This is a genomic window from Actinoalloteichus hymeniacidonis (assembly GCF_014203365.1).
Taxonomy (GTDB): Bacteria; Actinomycetota; Actinomycetes; order Mycobacteriales; family Pseudonocardiaceae; genus Actinoalloteichus_A; species Actinoalloteichus_A hymeniacidonis.
The window spans coordinates 368,789-386,531 of record NZ_JACHIS010000001.1 but is presented as its reverse complement, the minus strand read 5'-3'; the positions used below and the strand labels follow the sequence as shown (position 1 = coordinate 386,531).

Genomic DNA, 17,743 nt, shown 5'->3' with positions numbered 1-17,743 from the left:
GCCCCGCGACCCGCCAGTGGCAGGTCGGCAGGCAGTGTGGCATGTCATCAGCGGCAGGATGACCGGTGTGTCGAGACAACCCAGAGTCGCCGTCGAGCTGGTACCCGTGGCCGCACATCAAGCCGAGGTGGCGGCGCTGTTGAGCCGCACCGAGATACAACGACTGCCCGTCGAGGATTGTCTCGGTTCGGCATTGGCCGCCGATGTGACGGCGCCGATCCCGTTGCCGCCCTTCGACAACTCCGCCATGGACGGCTATGCCGTGCACTGCGCCGACATCGCGGGCGCGGGCGAGGCCACCCCGGTGACGCTGCCGGTCGTCGAGGACATCCCGGCCGGTCGCGGTGACGCACCCGCCCTGCAACGCGGCCAGGCGCATCGGATCATGACCGGCGCACTGCTGCCCGCAGGCACCGAGGCCGTGATCCCGGTGGAGGCTACCGACGGCGGGGTCGACCGGGTCGAGATCCACGCGCCGATCGAGGCGGGCAAGCACTTGCGCAGGGCAGGCAGCGATGTCGAGCTCGGCGAGCTCGTGGCCAGGGCGGGCGATCGGCTGAGCGCGGCGCGGATCGGTGTGGCCGCCGCGCTGGGTATCGCCGAACTGCCGGTGCACCGCAAGCCACGGGTGCTGGTGTTGTCGACCGGATCGGAGCTCACCGAACCGGGACGCCCGTTGGAAGCAGGCCGGATCTATGAGTCCAACGGCGTGATGTTGGCCGCCGCCGTGCGCGAGGCGGGCGGGATCGCGACGCGCCTGCGGATCGTGCCCGACGACGTCGAGGAGTTCCGGGCCGCCGTCGACCCGTATCTGGCGGAGGTGGACCTGCTGCTGACCACCGGCGGCGTGAGCGCCGGGGCGTACGAGGTGGTCAAGGATGCGTTGACCGGGCAGGGCGTGGAGTTCCGCAAGGTCGCGATGCAACCGGGCATGCCGCAGGGCGCGGGCACCTACCGGGGCGTTCCCGTGATCACCCTGCCGGGCAATCCCGTCAGCGCGCTGGTGTCTTTCGAGGTCTTCGTCCGGCCGGCCCTGCTGGCTGCCTCCGGTTTCCGCGAGGTGCACCGACCGACGACCTCCGCGACCCTGGACGGGCAGGCCCTTCGTTCGCCTGCGGGCAAGCGGCAATTCCGCCGAGGCCGGTACCACTTCGACACCGGGGTGGTCCGTGTGCTCGGGGCACAGGGATCGCATCTGTTGTCCGCGATGGCGGAGTCGAACTGCCTGTTGGAGATCCCGGAATCCACGATTTCGGTCGATCCGGGCAGCGCGGTGACGGTATGGCTGCTGGACGACCCGCAGAACCGTTCCGTGCCCGGATCCGGGCGACAGTAGAGTCGGCGCCATGGGCGTGCTCTCCTGGATCTTCTTCGGCGCGATAGCGGGTTGGGCGGCCAATGTCGTCGTCGGCGGCAAGGACCGCAGATCCCAAGGCTGTCTGGTCAGTGTGTTAACCGGCGTGGTCGGTGCGGCGTTGGGCGGTCTCGGTTACCAACTGATCACGGGCCAAGAGGTGAACTTCGAATTCGACTTCGCCAGTCTCGGCATCGCCATCCTTGGCGCGATCGTGCTGGTGGCCCTGATACGGCTGGTCACCGGCAGACGACACTGATCGATACCGCATCATTGGTATCACCGACCGTACCGGTTCCATCACGCCTCGGCATTGATCTCTAGCAATGCCGGGGGTGGACGTGGAATGATCGTCCTAGGCAGTCGCGCCGAGGCCTTCACCTTCGAAGGTTGGGCCTATCTCGATCACCATTGGGCTGGGTGATCGATGCCGAGGCGAGGCGCTACTCGTCGACTGGGTTCGGGCGCGGCGACGAGAAGCCTGCCAGAAGTCGAGAATGGGACCGTGTGCCGTCGGGGGGCGCACGGTTCCATTTCGGCCCTGGCCCATCCGAGCCGGATCGCTTTCATTTCAAGATCATTTATTCGGTTTACCGCGTTCGGTGACCGCTATGTATCGATCGGCGGCCTTGCACCGCGAGCTTCGGGTCGAACCGACCCGGCCCGTCGTCGACGACCGTAGGGTGGGGCGTGTGATCACGCTGACCACGAGAATCTCGCCATCCGCGTTGGACACCCGCCGAGGCGTCGTCCGTCTGCACCGCGAAGTACTGGATGCGTTGGGCCTGCGTGCCTGGGATGCGGTCCGACTCACCGGTGCCAGGGTCACCGCCGCCCTCGCGGCGGCCATCGAACCCGGTACGGCGGGCAATACCGGACCGGGCGTGGTGCTGGTCGACGACGTCACCCTGAACAATCTGGGACTCGCCGAGGGCGCCGAGGTGGTGGTGGCCCCGGTCGAGGTCGTCGCGGCGCGGTCGGTCACCGTCGCGGGCTCCCGGCTCGCGACGATCTCGCTCCCGCCGGAGACGGTGCGGTTGGCGTTGATGGGCAAGGTGATCAGCCAGGGCGATTCGGTGTCGCTGCTGCCGCAGGACCTCGCCCCGCCCGCAGGCGTGAACGTGTCCGATGCGCGGCGCAGACTCTCGGGCGCCATCGGGTTGACCTGGACCAACGAACTGCTGACGGTGACCTCGGTCGATCCGCCCGGCGCGGTGGCCGTGCAGCCCTCGACGGTGGTGTCGTGGCGCGATGGTTCGCCCGCAGCGGCCGCCGCCGGAGCCGTGCAGGCGGCTCGGGCGGGCGCGGGTGGCGCGGGCCTGGCGGCCGCCGCCGGGCCGGTAGCGGCGGGGCCGCACGGAGCCGCCGCGCACGCCGGAACCTCCGGGGTCATCGACGGGGTCGTGGTCTCCCCCGGCACGGAGGCGGAGTCCGTCCAAGAGGAACCGCCGCCGGTCGACGACCTCATCGGCGCCCAGAGTGCGGCGAAGTTGCTGGGCGAGTGGCTGCGGCTCACGATCAATCGACCGGAGCTGCTCACCAGACTGGGGGCTCAGCCCAAGTTGGGTGTCCTGGTGACCGGTCCCGAGGGCGTCGGCAAGGCCACCCTGGTCCGCTCGGTCACCAAGAGCGTCAACGCCGAACTCATCGAGCTCTCCGCGCCCAGTGTGGTGGCGATCGAGGCAGGCGCGGCGTCCCAACGGGTGCACGATGCGACGGCCTCGGTGCGCGCTATCGCCAATCAGGGCAGGCCGGTGGTGTTGCTGATCACCGACGCGGAGGCGCTGCTGCCCGCGACGAACCCGACGCCGCTGGCCACCGTCGTGCTCGATGCGTTGAGCGATATCAGCGGGCTCGCCAAGGTGACGCTGATCGCGACCAGCTCACACCCCGAATCGGTCGACCCGCGCTTGCGCACCACCGACCTACTCGACCGCGAGCTGAGCCTGGCCCCGCCGGACGCGCGGACCAGGGCCGAACAGCTGCGTATGTTGCTGCGCGACGTTCCCACCGCCGACGACATCGAGCTTCCGGTGATCGCCGAACGCACCCCAGGTTTCGTCGCCGCCGATCTGGTCGCGCTGCGCCGGGATGCGGCCGTGCAGGCCGCGCTGCGGCATCCGGAGGCGGATTCCGGAGTGGACGAGGGCCCGCGCATCGCACAGCAGGACCTCCTCGACGCGCTGCGCACCGTCCGCCCGATCGCGATGTCGACCACCGATTCCCTGCAGACCGGCGGGCTGACCTTGGACGACGTCGGCGATATGGCCGAGACCAAGCAGTCGCTCACCGAGGCGGTACTGTGGCCGCTGCAATACCCGGATTCCTTCGCCCGGCTCGGCGTCAAACCGCCGCGCGGCGTGTTGTTGTACGGCCCGCCCGGCTGTGGGAAGACCTTCCTGGTGCGAGCGTTGGCAGGCACCGGCGCGCTCAATGTGCTCTCCGTCAAGGGCGCCGAACTACTCGACAAGTGGGTGGGCGAATCGGAGCGTGCGGTGCGCGAGCTGTTCCACCGCGCCGCCGAGGCCGCACCGGCCTTGGTGTTCCTCGACGAGGTCGACGCCCTCGCGCCACGCCGGGGCCAGTCCGGTGACAGCGGAGTCGCCGATCGAGTGGTCGCCGCGTTGCTGACCGAACTCGATGGCGTGCAACCGCTGCGGGAGGTCGTGGTGGTCGCGGCCACCAACCGCCCGGAGCTGATCGACCCGGCGCTGCTGCGGCCGGGCAGACTGGAGCGGATGGTCTACGTTCCGCCGCCGGACACCGAGGCCCGGGCGGCCATCCTGGCCTCGGCCTCGAAGAACACCCCGCTGGCCGAGGACGTCGACCTGACCGCTCTGGCGGCCGAGCTGTCGGGTTACTCCGCGGCCGACTGCACGGCGTTGATCCGGGAGGCGGCGCTGACCGCGATGCGGGAGGACCTGGCGGCCGCCGAGGTCACCGGCGATCACCTGGACACCGCGCGTAAGGCGGTCCGGCCCTCCCTGGATCCGGCGCAGCTGGCCTCGTTGGAGGCCTACGCCGCAGCCCAGCACTGATCTCCGTTCCGCCCGGCCGGTTCGCACGGCTCATCCGTTGCCCCGGCCGGGCGTACGCGGTTGATCAGGCCGTCAGTTCGGCCAGGTCGGTCGCGGTGAGCCGGAGGCTGCCTGCGGCGACGTTCTCGGTCAGATGAGCAACCGAGGCCGTCCCGGGAATCGCCAAAATGGCCGGGGAGCTGTTCAGCAGCCAGGCCAATGCGACCTGTGCCCAATTTGCTCCATGCCGGTCTGCGACTCGATTGATCCGTTCGTTCTGCACTTCCTTGAACCCGCCACCCAGTGGGAAGAAGGGCACGAACGCGATTCCTTGCTCGGCGCAGGTCTTCAGCAGCGCGGCATCCGTCTGCGAGGCCACGCTGTAGTGGTTCTGCACCGCCGCGACCGGCGAGATTCGCTGCGCCTCGGCTAGCTGTTCCTGCACGACATTGCTTACCCCGAGATGCCGGATAAGCCCCTCGTCACGCATTTCGGCGAGCACGGCGAACCGGTCGGCGAGTGAGCCGCCCCCGGGTCCGGTGGCCCCGCCGACCCGCAAATACACCAGGTCCAGCCGGTCCAGACCCAACATCCGTAGATTGCGCTCGACCTGCTCGCGAAGCTCGCCGGGGCCCGCCTCGCTCGGCAGCTCACCGTCCGACCCGCGCTTGGGACCCACCTTGGTCGCGATCAGGAGATTATCCGGATAGGGATGCAATGCGCTGTGGATCAGCTCATTGGCGTGGTTGTCCTCGAAGAAATAGAAATCGGCGGTGTCGATGTGATCCACGCCGAGTTCGATGGCCCGCTGCAACACCGCCAGTGCATCAGCGCGATCCACGGCGGGTCCATTCCAGCTGCGGCCGGGAAGTCGCATGGCGCCGAACCCGAGCCTGTTGATCTTCTGCTCGCCGCCCAGCAACCAGTGACCTGCGGCCGAGGCGTCGATGTTCTGCGTCGTCATGTCGGCCAGCGTGCTCGGAAACCACCGGCCCGGCATCCGGTTGGCAACAAGCTGCCACGGTTGACTGCAGACAAGGACTCGGCGAACAGTGGAACCATGTCGAACAAGGCTGACGAGGTCGTGCACCTGCGTGGTGATCGGGAGCTGGCCGACCGTGCGGGACACCTCTTCTGGAACGCGCAGTCCGATTTCGCCTGTTTGGCGGCCGACCCGACAGGCCTTCCCGACCCACAATCCACGGCCTCGCCCATCCACGGCATCAGGCGCTGGTTCCGGGACGACCTGTCGGTCCGCAAGTTGTTCGCCCCGCATGCGCTGGCGGACAAGGCCGCCGAGCGCCGCATCCGCACGGCCGCCGAAGAAGGCGTCCAGGTCCGGATCTCGGCTACGACTCCGCTGGTGGAGACTATTCTGATCGACCGTCGAGTGGCGGTGCTGGCGAGCAAACCGATCGCCGGTCAACGCACCTACACGGTGGTGCGCTCCCCGGAGCTGATCGAGGGCATCGATTCGTTGTTCGAGGCGAGCTGGGCGGCTGGAGTCACGCTGGCCGAGTACGTGGTCTCGCCGCCACCGGTTCTGTCCGAGCAGAGCCGCGAGATCCTGCGGTGTCTGCGCGCGGGCAACAAGGACGAGACTGCGGCGCGTCGGACCGGGCTGTCCCTGCGCACGTATCGACGTCGCGTTGCCGAGCTGATGACGCTGTTGGGAGCCGAGTCTCGCTTCCAGGCGGGCAGCAGAGCCCGCGAGTTGGGGCTCTAGAAACGGCGGCCGAGTTGGTCGGTGGCTCGATGCACCGGGTAGCTTCTGAAATCGATGTACCGAGTCCTGTATTCCCTGGTCCTGAGCCGAGTGCCCGCCGAGGCGGCCCATCGGTTGAGTTTCGACGCCTTGCGGTTGTTGGGGGCCGTCCCCGGCGTTCGCAGACTGCTGCGTCGGCTGCTGGCTCCCCGTGATCCTTCGTTGCGCGTCCGCGCACTCGGACTCGATCTGCCTGGGCCGCTCGGTTTGGCTGCCGGTTTCGACAAGGACGGTCACGGCTCCGACGCACTCGGTGCGCTCGGGTTCGGCTACGTCGAGATCGGCACCGTGACCGGGCAGGCCCAACCCGGCAATCCGAAGCCCCGGTTGTTCCGGCTGACGGCGGATCGTGCGCTGCTGAACCGGATGGGTTTCAACAACGCCGGTTCGGACGCTGTCGCCGACACACTTCGGCGCAGGCCACGACCCCATGAGACCGTCGTCGGCGTCAACATCGGCAAGACCAAGATCGTCGAGGAGTCCGAAGCCGCCGCCGACTATGTACTCAGCGCGCAGCGGCTCGCACGGCATGCCGCCTACGTCGTGGTCAACGTCAGTTCGCCGAACACGCCGGGACTACGCAATCTGCAGGCGGTGGAACACCTCCGCCCGCTGCTGACCTCGGTGCGCGCCGCGCTGGACGAGGCGGCCGAGCGCCACGTCCCGCTGTTGGTGAAGATCGCGCCGGATCTCTCCGACGAGGATGTCGACGCGGTGGCCGAGTTGGCCCTGGAACTGAAGCTGGACGGCATCATCGCCACCAACACGACGATCTCCCGGGCCGGTCTGCGGACTCCCGATGCCGAGGTCGCCGCGCTCGGTGCGGGCGGGGTCTCCGGTGCACCGGTGAAGGAGCGTTCGCTGGCGGTGCTGCGCCGGTTGCGGGCCAAGGTGGGCGACCGGCTGGTGCTGATCGCGGTGGGCGGCATCGAATCCGCCGACGATGTCTGGACACGGATCACGGCAGGGGCGACGTTGGTGCAGGCCTACACCGGGCTGATCTACGGCGGCCCGCTGTGGCCGCGGCGAATTCATCGGGACCTGGCCAAGAGGGTTCGGGCGGCGGGCCTGGCCAGTGTGGGCGACGCGGTCGGTATCGACCGAGGCTGACGGCCGCCGACGACAGCGGGCCCGTCCAGTCGGATCTGACTGGACGGGCCCGTCACCCCCGCTATCGATCGACGATCACTCCGTGCGCAATTCCTCCGGCCGCGTCGCACGACGCAGACTGGGCAGTGTTCCCAGGGTCACGAGGACGGGGACGATCAACGCGCCGAGAGCCATCAGACCGATCCCGGTCCATTCGAACACCGGATACTGGCTTGAGGGCAACAGCACCGCCAGCGCGATCGTCGTTCCGATGAAGCCAGCCACCAGCAACGCAGCCACCATCGGTACCAAGGTCTGCAACAGCACGGAGAACGACAGAGTTCGCCTCGGCGCTCCGACTGCGGCGATGACCGCCAAGGGCCTCTTACGTTCCTGGATCTGTTCGATCGCCACCACGAGCAGACTGCTGCCGATCAACGCGAACGTCAGCAATCCCGCCAGCGTCAGCCCCAACACAACGGTGTCCAAGGTGCTATCCGCGTCACTACCGAGGGCGCTGGTGAAAGTGACGGTGCTTCGTCCGGTCGACCACAGATCGACCAGCGGGTCGACCTCGGATAGTGCGATCAGCGCCGCATCGACAGCTGCTTGATCTCCCGGGTCCACGGTGAAGTACATCTCGGATCCGAACATGCCCACGGGCAGCCCTGCGGCGGCCTCCGGAGTGAGCATCACTGCGTGGAACTGGAGGTACTGGGCGAACCGGGTGGGCTCCCAGGAGACTCGCTGCGCGTCCGCAGGCACCTCCCACCGAATCGAGGACTCACCCTCGTCGAGCCAGCTGCGATAGATCATCTCCTGGCCGGGCTCGAGTTGCGCCTCGCCACCATCGGCGAGCACGAAGGCGTCGCCCGGTTCACAGGACTGCAGCGCGTTGACCATCTCGAGCTGGGAACAATCCGCGACGAGGACCCCATACCCGTACTGGTCCGCGTCCTCGACCCAATCGCTTCGGCCCATGAACACCGACTTCACGTCGGGAACCGATTCCAGCGCAGCCAGCAGTTCAGAGCTGCTCGGCGTCGATTCCTCGGTGGTCGAGGAGAGAACCTCGTGCAGACCCGGTTCTATGCGTTGGCTCAGCCGAGCATCCATCGCAGCCAGGTTCTCATCGATCTGTCGGTCTCTGACCGCCACGGTATTGATCACGGCGTAGAGACTGATCATGGCGGCCAGCAGCACCGCGACACCGCTCACCGCCCTCGATGCGGTCCCGCTCCCGAGTTGAAGCCTGCGCACGGCGAGTTGCCAGGGCAGCGGGCCGCCGCGCAACCGCGCTATCACCTTGTCCAGTAGCCAGGGCAGCAATGCGGGCACCCCGGCGAGCAGTGCTGCCACCGACAGGCTGAACGCCACCGCGCCGGATCGGGTGACGATGTAATCCCGGGTGACGATCACACCGACGAATCCCAGGACCACCAGCGCCAGCCGCCACCAGAGCCTGCGTCGAATCGGTTGGGAGAGCCGGACCACGCCCAGAGGCTCGACGACGACACGCCGCATGGCCGTGATAGCGGTCGTCACGGCGAGAACCGGCAGGCCGATGACGATGGCGATGACCGCCCATGGTTCCGGCATCAGGTCAGAGGAGAAGACACTGATGTCGGCGACACGGAACGATTCCGCCACCGACCGAGCGCCCAGGAATCCGAGCAGACCGACCGCCAGACCACCGCCCGCGCCGAGTAGCGCTTCCCCCGAGGCGATGCGTCGGATCTGGCGTGCGTCGGCGCCCACCAGCCGCAATGCGGCCAGCCTGCGGTCGCGGGCGGACTCGGCCATCCGAGTGCTGTTGGCGACGAACACGACCACCGGCATGACGATGGCCACGATCCCGACGAGCAGCACCGCCAGGACCTCGGGTGGGAGCGTGTCCCTGGGGGGCGCATCCACCCCGAATCCGTATGCCGTGGCGTTGGGCAGCGGCTCGATGTCCCGCAATCGGTCGGTACCCACATAGGCGAAGCGCTCGTGCGGGTCCACCAGTCCGTCCTGCTGGATCTCGTCGGCCACCCGGCCGCCGAGCCGTTGTTGCAGCACCTCGCCGCGTGGCGAGTCGAACAGCTCCTCCAACGCGGGCGAGATGAAGATCTCGCCGGGTTCGGGCATCCGCTCCAGACCGGGCGGCGGCGACGGGTCCGCTCCTGCGGTATCGAGGAAGACGACGGAGAGGTCCACCCCGTCGTGGCCGAAGCTGGCACGCTTCGCGAGGAAGGGCTCGAGTTCCGTCTCCGGATCCACCTCGAGCAAATCGGCTGCCACCGCAGGGGTGCGCTCGTAGTACCGCTCCGCCCGTTGCTCGATGGCCGTTCCGGCCGAGGCGAGTAACAGCAGCACCGCCACCCCGAGGCCAGCGCCTATCGAGGTCAGCGAAATGCGGCCCCAGGGGATCCGACTGCCCCCGACAGCCAGTCGGACCCCCAGGGCCAGGTCTTGGGTCCAGCGGCGCAACACGCCGCCTTCAGCCTTGCTCATTGGACGGTGTCCTCCGCCCTGATCGAACCGTCCCGCACGATGACCTCCCGGTCGGCGAAGGCCGCAACGGTGGGTTCGTGGGTGACCAGGACGACGGCGGCATCAGTCTCATGTGCCGTGTCGGCCAACAGGGTCATCACCTGTTCGCCGTTGAGCGTGTCCAGCGCACCGGTCGGCTCGTCGGCGAAGATGACCTTCGGCCGGGAGATCAGCGCCCTGGCCATCGCCACCCGCTGCCCCTGCCCGCCGGAGATCTCGCCCGGCCGCTTGTCGGCCACGTCGGCGACGCCGAGCCGCTCCAACCAGGTCTTCGCCTGGGACGCTGCCCCAGAACTCTTGGTGCCGCCGAGTCGCAGCGGTAATGCCACGTTCTCGACGACGGACAGCTCGGGAACCAGCTGGCCGAACTGGAAGACGAAGCCGAACTCGCTACGGCGTAGGGCGCTGCGCTGCACGTCGTTCATCGCGGTGACGTCGCGACCGGCGAAGTCCACCCGCCCCGAATCGGGAGCGAGGATGCCCGCAAGGCAGTGCAGGAGCGTGGACTTCCCGGAGCCGGAAGCGCCCATCACGGCGACGATCTCGCCTGCGCGCACGGACAGGCTCGCACCGCGCAGCGCATGGGTCTGGCCGAAACTCAAGTGCAGATCGGTGCCGGTAAGCACCGCACCGCGCTGGTCGACCTGCGCAGGATCGGACTGCTGATTGTCGTAGCTGATGGTCATGCCTTGATCTCCTTGGCCAGCGGCCCGAGGCGGGAAGCGGCGAGGTCCAGCCACTTCAGGTCCGCCTCAAGGTGGAAGAGTGCGAAGTCGTAGACGATGTGATCGGTGACGTCGGCGCCCCGCTTGCGGCGGTTGAATTCACGCATCAAGGCGAGGTGCGCGGCACGCTGCGCGTCGAGCAGGCGGGTGGCGTCGCGTCCGGACATCAAAGTCAGGACGACCTTGGTGTAGAGCTTGTTCTGCAGGTACGGCTCGGGTTTCTCCGGCGTCTCCAGCCAGGAGGTCACCTGCTCGCGGCCCGCGTCGGTGATGGCATAACGCTTGCGCTCCGGACCATCACCCGCTTCGACGCCGTCGATCTCGACCAGACCGTCTCGGAGCAATCGCGCCAGGGTCGAATACACCTGTCCGTAGTGCAGCGAACGCTCACGGCCGAACCGTTCGTCATAGGCGCGTTTGAGGTCGTACCCATGCCGCGCCCCGTTCTCCAGGAGCCCGAGAAGGGTCTGGCTGATTGACATGACGCCACAATACACCGGGTGTATACACCTAGTACATACTCCCCCGGAGATGTCGTCGCACTGTTCCCACAAATCCAGCGCAGGGGCACTTCACCTGCAACGATCGGGTCGGCGACAGTAAGCAGAGGCAACACCGACCGCCGCCGAAGAGACCGTAACCCCGGACCGGCCGCGGGTTCGACACCGGCGACAGCGCAGGCACCACTGCGCTGTCCGACGCTACGGCCCGAGGTCAGCTCGGATCGGCCGGACAGGCGCAGAGGCAGAACGGATGCCCCGCCGGGTCCGCGTAGACGCGGAAGGTCGCCGAATCGGCGGCGAGCAACCGGGCTCCGAGGGCGCTGACCCGCTCGTGTTCGGTGACCACATCGGCCACCTCGATGTCCAGGTGCAGCATCTGCGGCCTGGCGCGTCCGGGCCAATCCGGCGGCAGGTATTCCGGATCACGCTGGAAGCACAGGTCGGACGAGCCGGCGGGGTTCCGCAGGCGCACCCAGTCGGCGCCGCTGTCCTCGGCCACCGTCTCCCAGCCCAGCACCGCACCGTAGAACGCCGCCAGCCCCGCCGGATCAGGACAGTCCAGGACCACCGCTTCCAGTCGCAGCGACCGCCGAGGGGTCGGCGCACCGTGATCGATCATCGATTCGTCCCCTTCCACGGCGTTGCCGAGCAGCGCGGGCGACCACAGACCGCGCTCATCGGGCACAGCCCACCGGCGTGCTCCGAACCGGGACGGCGGCGCGCCGAGCCGAGGCCCCCGCGCCACCACCCGCTCCGGCTCGCCGTTTCGCCGTCCGACCGAGCCACCCGCTCAGCAGCTCGCGCCAACGCGGCCGGGAACCGAGCCGAGCCCGGTCGATGGCCGCATCGCGGACCCGCTCCCGCACGGCCACCCGATGCTCGACCAGCCGCTGCTCCATCTCCACCAGGGTCATCACTCACTCCATAACCGTCGTACCGACTTCACCAGTTAGGTGCCGACGGGCCAAGTATGCGAGCCGCGACCAGCTCAATCAACCACCATTACGCATACGCCGGTTATTTTTTGGTGCCGGGCGCCACCATGCGAGCCGTGGAACCCCGCAGCACCGGACATAACGCTCACACCATCGGGCGGTCTCGGGCCCGCTGGGGAGCGCAGTCGCCGTCGGAGAGCTCCAAAAGCCGATCACACCGACGACGAACCGGAGGTCACCTCGTGCGACCGCACGCCTCGCCCCAGGACATCGAAGAACTGGTCCGACGCGCCATCGCTGGAGACTCGACCGCGTGGCAGGACCTGGTGCAGCGCTATTCCAGGATGGTCTGGTCGGTGGCCAGGGCCTATCGCCTCGGCCACGCCGATGCACTGGACGTCTGTCAGTTCACCTGGCTGCGCCTGACCGAACGGCTGGCATCGCTACGGGAACCCCGAAAGCTCCCGGGCTGGCTCACCACCACGGCCCGCAACGAGTCCCTTCGCCTGCTGGCACGTCGTCAACGGGAACAACCCTGGGAAGAGGTGCCCGCCGCGCCACCGGACAAGACGGAATCGTCGAATGACACGACGCCCGAGAACACCGTCCTGTCCGCCGAACAGGATCGCGCGTTGTGGCAGGCGTTCGCGGGGCTTCCCGCCCGCTGCCGCACGCTGCTTCAGACCATGGCGTTCCACCCCGACCTGACCTACGCACAGGTCGGCGACCGACTCAGGATGCCCGCCAACAGCGTCGGCCCCACCCGGAGTCGCTGCCTGGCCAGCCTGCGCGAACTACTGTCCGAGGATTCCCGGCCTCGGACGACCGGGAAGCCGATCGCGATGTCGGGACGAGCAGGCGCGACGCACAGCGAGGTAGCCCGATGAATCCCGCCGATCGAAGTCTGCTCTCCAGGATCGCCGCACTCCTGGACGTCCTCGATCCACCGCCACCCGAGTTGAGCCTGCGAGCGACGGAGTCGGTGGCCGCAGGCATGGCCTGGGCCACGGACGTCCCCCACCCGCCCGCCGATCCCACTCGGCCGCAGCCAGGCGACTCGAATCGACCGGAACGGTGAGCGTCCGGTCGCCGCGCAGGCGGGCCCTGAACCGGACCCGCATCGGTGTCAGGCCAGGACAGCCCGTCCCCCACGGACTACGGCGCCCTACAACCGTCGAAGTCTGCGCAGCGCCTCGTCGAGCACCTCGTTGCGCTTGCAGAACGCGAATCGCACCAGGTGCCGCACCGGCTCCGGGTCGTCACAGAAGGCCGCCACCGGAATCGCCGCCACGCCGATCTGCTCCGGCATGGCCCGGCACAGAACCTCGCCGTCGGTGTAACCCAACGGCCGGACGTCGGCACACACGAAATAGGTGCCCTCACTGGGCAGCACCCGGAATCCGGCCGTGGCCAAGCCCTCCCCCAATCGGTCCCGCTTGGCCTGCAGATCCGCACGAAGCCGTTCCACCCACGCCAATTCATGCCGCAGTGCATGGGCGACCGCAGGCTGGAAGGGGGCGCCACCGGTGAAGGTCAGGAACTGCTTGGCGGCCTTGGTCGCATGAACCAGCTCCACCGGTCCACACACCCAGCCGATCTTCCAGCCCGTGACGCTGAACGACTTGCCCGCACTGGAGATGACCAGGGTGCGTTCGGCCATGCCCGGCAACGCAGCCAGCGTGCGGTGCCGCGTGCCCTCCCGGGCGTCGCCGAAGATCAACTGCTCGTACACCTCGTCGGTGATGGCCAGCACATCGTGCTCGACACACACCGAGGCGATCGCCGCGAGCTCCGCACTGCTGAGCACGGTGCCCGTCGGATTGTGCGGGGAGTTCACCAGGATCGCCCTGGTCGCGGGGCCGACGACGCCACGAAGCGCATCCAGGTCGAGCTCGAAGCGTCCTGTCTCGGCATTCGATCGCAACGGCACCGCGCGACGCACCCCGCCCGCCATCGCGATCGCGGCCGCGTAGGAGTCGTAATACGGCTCGATGACGACCACCTCGTCGCCGGGTTCGACCAGGGCGATCAACGCGGCCGCGATGGCCTCGGTGGCCCCTGCGGTCACCAATACCTGGGTATCCGCGTCGTACTCGATGCCGGACTGCTCCATCCGGTGCGCCGCGATCGCCGCACGCAACTCCGGCCTGCCCGGCCCCGGCGGGTACTGGTTCACGCCTTCGGCGATCGCCCGACGAGCCATCTGAAGCATGCCCATCGGACCATCGGTGTCCGGAAAGCCCTGACCGAGGTTGACGGCACCGGTTCGCACCGCCGAGGCGGTCATCTCGGCGAAGATCGTGGAGGTGAATGGCCGAAGGCGAGAGACGAGAGCAGGAGTACGCACAAGTTCTGATCCTGTCAGGCGGCTCCTTGCGGGAGAATCGAACCGTGCAGCAACTAACCGCGAGCGAGTTGGACAAGCGCAGCAGCCTGCGTCGGATGAAAGCGGCCGCAACCGGGTTGTTGCTGGTCGCGTCGGTGATCTACGTCATCGCCCGCTGGCAGGAGAACGCGGGCGCCGACCCGTGGGTCGGTTACGTCCGTGCGGCGGCCGAAGCGGGCATGGTGGGCGCGTTGGCCGACTGGTTCGCCGTCACAGCGCTGTTCCGCAGGCCGCTTGGACTGCCGATTCCACACACCGCGATCATCCCGACCCGCAAGGATGCCCTCGGTAAGAGCCTCGGCGACTTCGTGGGCTCCAACTTCCTGTCCGAGCAGGTCATCCGCGAGAAGCTCAAGCGCGCCGAGGTCGCCAAGCGCGCGGGCACCTGGTTGGCGAAACCGGAGAACGCGGCCCGGCTGACCTCGGAGATCGCCGCCGCCACCAGGGGAGCCGTCGCGGTCCTGCGCGACGAGGACGTCCAGGCGGTGCTGGAGAACGCGCTGGTGCGCAAGCTCGTCGAACAGCCATGGGGACCGCCCATCGGCAAGATCCTCGGCCAGGTCGTCGAGGAGAAGTCGCATCACAAGCTGGTCGACATGCTCTGCGACCGCGCCTACGAATGGGTGGAACGCAACCGCGAGCATCTGCGCTCGATAGTGAGCAAGCGGGCCCCCACCTGGTCGCCGAGGTTCGTCGACGACATGGTGGGCGACCGGATCTACAACGAGGTACTCGCCTTCGCCTGGGCCGTCAAGACCGACAAGAACCATCAGGTTCGCCAGATGCTCGACACCTTCCTCGCCGAGTTCGCCTCCGACCTCCAGCACGATCCGGTGGCCATGGACAAGGCGGAGCAGTTCAAGCAGCAGGTCCTCGACCACCCGGCGGTTCAGAACCTGGCTGGTTCGGTGTGGGCCAGGATCAAGCAGGCGATCCTGGACGCCGCCGAGGACCCCTCCAGCGAGCTCCGGCTCCGGGTGGAGAGCGGTCTGCAGTCCCTCGGCAAGCGGCTGGTCAACGACGACGCCCTGCGGGCCAAGGCCGATGGCTGGCTCGAAGGCGCCGCTGTCTACGTGGTGACCAACTATCAGGGCGAGGTCAGGGCGTTGATCAGCGACACCGTCGAACGTTGGGATGGCGAGGAGACCTCGCGCAAGATCGAATTGCAGGTGGGTCGGGATCTCCAGTTCATCCGGATCAACGGGACCGTGGTCGGCGCGCTGGCGGGCCTGACGATCCACACCCTCTCGCAGCTGCTGCTGTGACCGGCGAACTCACGACGCCGGTCGACTAACCGACCAGGGCCCGGGGACGACGCTGGGAGATGCCTGTCTCCGAGTGGCCTGCCACCGTCCGGACCAATCCACAGGGATTGCCCGAGGTGCGCCGGACCAGGCATCGCCTGCCGTCCTCGGTGCCCCGTTGCGCTGCGTCGGCGGGCTCGTGCAACGGACCGGCCGTCCGTCGGTGCGGCGTGTCCGTTGCCGCAGCCGGTGCGTTCTCCGCCACCGGCTGCGCTGCGGCCGACCTCGCTCGGGTGATCTCGGAGTGCGCGGCCCGCACCCGATCCCGCCCGTTGATGGTCAACCTGATCTCCTCCTCGGCCGGCGCGCCCTCCCGAAGCAGCAACCCGGCGTTCTCCAGCTCACGCAACAGGGTTCGGAGCGACTCGGCCGGATCCGCACCGCCGGGGTGCAACCGGGCGACGGCGATCGGCGCTGCCTCGACGAGTAGCGCCACCAACAGTTCGTACTGGTCGACCGTCAGGTTGTACTCGGTCGCGAGCAGGTGTTCGAGAGCTGCCGCAGGCCAATCGGGGCGCGCCGGTACGGGCGCCCGGCCAACGGTCTGGTCCTCGACCATCATCGGTTCGTTCTCTTCCTGTCGTCATCGAGATCCCGGCAGGACACGGCGACATCGGTGGCGCGGAATCCTGAGCGGGTATTGCCTTCGGACTCCACGCATGTGTGAAGAGAAACCACGTCGGCGACGGCCAACGCCATCGAACGACATCCTGGGCGAGATCGACATCCTCGGCACGTCAGGGCCCGCCCACCTCGACCGGCGCGCTACGACCGCAGACGCGGACGACTAGGCCGCCGGACCCATCGCCGCAGGCGGAGCGCCGGGCGAGGATGATCCGACATCGTCCGATCGACCCTCGCCACAGGTCAACAGTGCCGAGGAGCCGACGGAGGTAAGCAGACAGCAGGTGCAGGGCACGCCGTCACCCGGGTCGACGACCTCGACCATCGCACGGGGCAGGGTAGCGCCACAGGATGCGACGAACGTCGTCGCCGTCGGCGGAACCCGGCACAGATGCACCGAACCGCCCTGGTCCAACCGCAGCGGTGCCCAGAGTGCCTCCGTCGACTCGACGTCGACGACGTCATCCTCCGATCTCGCACCCTCCGGACCCACGCAATCCGTATCGCCGCAAGGCGGCCGGGCCTCCGCCCGCACCGGCTGATCCGGGCAACCGCATCCGGGCACCGCAGTATCGGATCGGGCTCGCCCCGACGTATCCCGCTCGTCGGCTTCTGCCGCGTCCGACTGCTCCTCGGCGAGGATCTCGCCGAGCACGTCCTGACAGCCCAGGCAATCGGCGGTGAACGCTGCGGGGACACCGGGCAGCACTTCGGCGGGCGGCGGACCGATGACCACCGGGACCCCGCACAACGCGATCAGCATCATTCCCGTCGGCGGTGGGCCGTCGTCGGACAACGCGAGATGCCGATCCAGGATCAACCCCGCAGCGGGCAGCGTGTCCTGTTCGACGAGCACGGGACCGTTCATCGCGGTGGCACCACAGGCCGCTGACGCAGCGTCCGTCGTTTCATCCCCGCAGGCACGATCGGTCGGCGGTCGGAGCGCACTCGGAGGGCCGATGCGGGCTGATCGATCGGTAGCACGGGCCTGGCTCGGTGAACCCGGGGCTCCGCAGTCGAGCGACGTCGGCCTGCCTCGCAACGCTGGATGATCGCCGCGACGCCGTAACCGGTCGACTCCGGGTCGATGGACGGATCGGGAGCGTGCTCGTCGGACTCCGCAGGCCGCCCATCGCCGGGCGGGTCGTCCTGACGGCCGAGGTGGTGCTGGGTGTCCGGTGACATCGCCGCGGACTTCCCCTGCCGAACCGGCCGGTCGCCGAATCCGACGATGCTGAACCAGATCAACAGCGAGCCGCCGACCAACAGCCCACAGCCACCGAGGACCGTCGCGGTCACCTCGTCGATCATCATCGTGTCTCCTTCAGCGGAAGGGCGCCCCTCTCCCTACGAGATCGTCGATCCCCGGACACATCTCAATGCCCTGATCGGGTAGATAGATCATCTCGCCGAACCACATAGCGACGTTCCCGCTGGTCAGCGCGATGACATCGGATGGCTCGGCTGCTTACCGAAGGAACTCTCCTGCGCAGCCCGGTTCCGCGA

General features: G+C 68.1%; 18 protein-coding genes. 8 read left to right on the top strand and 10 right to left on the bottom strand.

The window, feature by feature from the left end:
• Window positions 1-67 precede the first annotated feature (67 nt).
• From moeA to BKA25_RS01805, 3 genes are all read left to right on the top strand, one after another.
• A complete protein-coding gene (gene moeA, locus BKA25_RS01815; protein WP_236750403.1) occupies window positions 68-1,336 on the top strand; it encodes a molybdopterin molybdotransferase MoeA in 1,269 nt (422 codons plus the stop codon).
• Between the two features lie 10 nt (window positions 1,337-1,346).
• The gene (locus BKA25_RS01810) at window positions 1,347-1,613 is read left to right on the top strand and encodes a GlsB/YeaQ/YmgE family stress response membrane protein (RefSeq protein ID WP_069852652.1); all 267 of its coding nucleotides are present in this window, start codon (window positions 1,347-1,349) and stop codon (window positions 1,611-1,613) included.
• Window positions 1,614-2,046: 433 nt separating this feature from the next.
• Window positions 2,047-4,392 carry an AAA family ATPase gene (locus tag BKA25_RS01805; protein ID WP_069854135.1) on the top strand — a complete coding sequence of 782 codons (2,346 nt, stop codon included), beginning with the start codon at window positions 2,047-2,049 and terminating at the stop codon, window positions 4,390-4,392.
• Window positions 4,393-4,456: 64 nt separating this feature from the next.
• On the opposite strand, the gene BKA25_RS01800 is transcribed toward BKA25_RS01805, so the two are convergent.
• Window positions 4,457-5,335, bottom strand: a complete 879-nt coding sequence (locus tag BKA25_RS01800; RefSeq protein WP_069854136.1) for an oxidoreductase — start codon at window positions 5,333-5,335, stop codon at window positions 4,457-4,459.
• A 96-nt stretch (window positions 5,336-5,431) separates the two neighbouring features.
• Here BKA25_RS01800 and BKA25_RS01795 point away from each other — a divergent pair, with 96 nt between their 5' ends.
• Window positions 5,432-6,097, top strand: coding sequence for a helix-turn-helix transcriptional regulator (locus BKA25_RS01795; protein ID WP_069852654.1), 666 nt, complete (start codon window positions 5,432-5,434; stop codon window positions 6,095-6,097).
• 54 nt (window positions 6,098-6,151) lie between these two features.
• Window positions 6,152-7,246 (top strand): quinone-dependent dihydroorotate dehydrogenase, encoded by a 1,095-nt coding sequence (locus tag BKA25_RS01790; RefSeq protein WP_069852655.1) that lies wholly within the window; start codon window positions 6,152-6,154, stop codon window positions 7,244-7,246.
• 75 nt (window positions 7,247-7,321) lie between these two features.
• Here BKA25_RS01790 and BKA25_RS01785 read toward each other — a convergent pair whose 3' ends face one another.
• The 5 genes from BKA25_RS01785 to BKA25_RS01765 form a co-directional block, all read right to left on the bottom strand.
• A complete protein-coding gene (locus BKA25_RS01785) occupies window positions 7,322-9,721 on the bottom strand; it encodes an FtsX-like permease family protein (RefSeq protein ID WP_069852657.1) in 2,400 nt (799 codons plus the stop codon).
• Complete coding sequence (locus BKA25_RS01780; protein WP_069852658.1) at window positions 9,718-10,446, bottom strand: ABC transporter ATP-binding protein; 729 nt, start codon at window positions 10,444-10,446, stop codon at window positions 9,718-9,720. The genes BKA25_RS01785 and BKA25_RS01780 overlap by 4 nt, the downstream gene beginning before the upstream one ends.
• Window positions 10,443-10,967: a PadR family transcriptional regulator gene (locus tag BKA25_RS01775; protein ID WP_069852660.1), complete on the bottom strand. Its 525-nt coding sequence runs from the start codon at window positions 10,965-10,967 to the stop codon at window positions 10,443-10,445. The genes BKA25_RS01780 and BKA25_RS01775 overlap by 4 nt, the downstream gene beginning before the upstream one ends.
• A 232-nt stretch (window positions 10,968-11,199) precedes the next feature.
• Window positions 11,200-11,607 carry a VOC family protein gene (locus tag BKA25_RS01770; RefSeq protein WP_069854137.1) on the bottom strand — a complete coding sequence of 136 codons (408 nt, stop codon included), beginning with the start codon at window positions 11,605-11,607 and terminating at the stop codon, window positions 11,200-11,202.
• Between the two features lie 55 nt (window positions 11,608-11,662).
• Window positions 11,663-11,902, bottom strand: coding sequence for a hypothetical protein (locus BKA25_RS01765; RefSeq protein WP_069852661.1), 240 nt, complete (start codon window positions 11,900-11,902; stop codon window positions 11,663-11,665).
• Between the two features lie 263 nt (window positions 11,903-12,165).
• Here BKA25_RS01765 and BKA25_RS01760 point away from each other — a divergent pair, with 263 nt between their 5' ends.
• Together BKA25_RS01760 and BKA25_RS01755 are read left to right on the top strand one after the other, a co-directional pair.
• Entirely contained in the window at window positions 12,166-12,810 is a 645-nt protein-coding gene (locus BKA25_RS01760; protein WP_236750404.1) for an RNA polymerase sigma factor, read from the top strand.
• Window positions 12,807-13,001, top strand: coding sequence for a hypothetical protein (locus tag BKA25_RS01755; RefSeq protein WP_069852663.1), 195 nt, complete (start codon window positions 12,807-12,809; stop codon window positions 12,999-13,001). The genes BKA25_RS01760 and BKA25_RS01755 overlap by 4 nt, the downstream gene beginning before the upstream one ends.
• Before the next feature lie 87 nt (window positions 13,002-13,088).
• Here BKA25_RS01755 and BKA25_RS01750 read toward each other — a convergent pair whose 3' ends face one another.
• Window positions 13,089-14,270, bottom strand: a complete 1,182-nt coding sequence (locus BKA25_RS01750) for a pyridoxal phosphate-dependent aminotransferase (protein WP_069852665.1) — start codon at window positions 14,268-14,270, stop codon at window positions 13,089-13,091.
• A 95-nt stretch (window positions 14,271-14,365) separates the two neighbouring features.
• Here BKA25_RS01750 and BKA25_RS01745 point away from each other — a divergent pair, with 95 nt between their 5' ends.
• Window positions 14,366-15,574: a DUF445 domain-containing protein gene (locus BKA25_RS01745; RefSeq protein WP_084643857.1), complete on the top strand. Its 1,209-nt coding sequence runs from the start codon at window positions 14,366-14,368 to the stop codon at window positions 15,572-15,574.
• A 25-nt stretch (window positions 15,575-15,599) separates the two neighbouring features.
• Here the strand turns inward: BKA25_RS01745 and BKA25_RS01740 are convergent, their stop codons facing one another.
• The 3 genes from BKA25_RS01740 to BKA25_RS01730 all read right to left on the bottom strand — a co-directional run bounded on the left by BKA25_RS01740 (window position 15,600) and on the right by BKA25_RS01730 (window position 17,551).
• The gene (locus BKA25_RS01740) at window positions 15,600-16,172 is read right to left on the bottom strand and encodes a hypothetical protein (protein ID WP_157421304.1); all 573 of its coding nucleotides are present in this window, start codon (window positions 16,170-16,172) and stop codon (window positions 15,600-15,602) included.
• Window positions 16,173-16,400: 228 nt separating this feature from the next.
• Window positions 16,401-17,105 carry a hypothetical protein gene (locus BKA25_RS01735; RefSeq protein ID WP_069852670.1) on the bottom strand — a complete coding sequence of 235 codons (705 nt, stop codon included), beginning with the start codon at window positions 17,103-17,105 and terminating at the stop codon, window positions 16,401-16,403.
• Entirely contained in the window at window positions 17,102-17,551 is a 450-nt protein-coding gene (locus BKA25_RS01730) for a hypothetical protein (protein WP_069852672.1), read from the bottom strand. The genes BKA25_RS01735 and BKA25_RS01730 overlap by 4 nt, the downstream gene beginning before the upstream one ends.
• Window positions 17,552-17,743 lie beyond the last annotated feature (192 nt).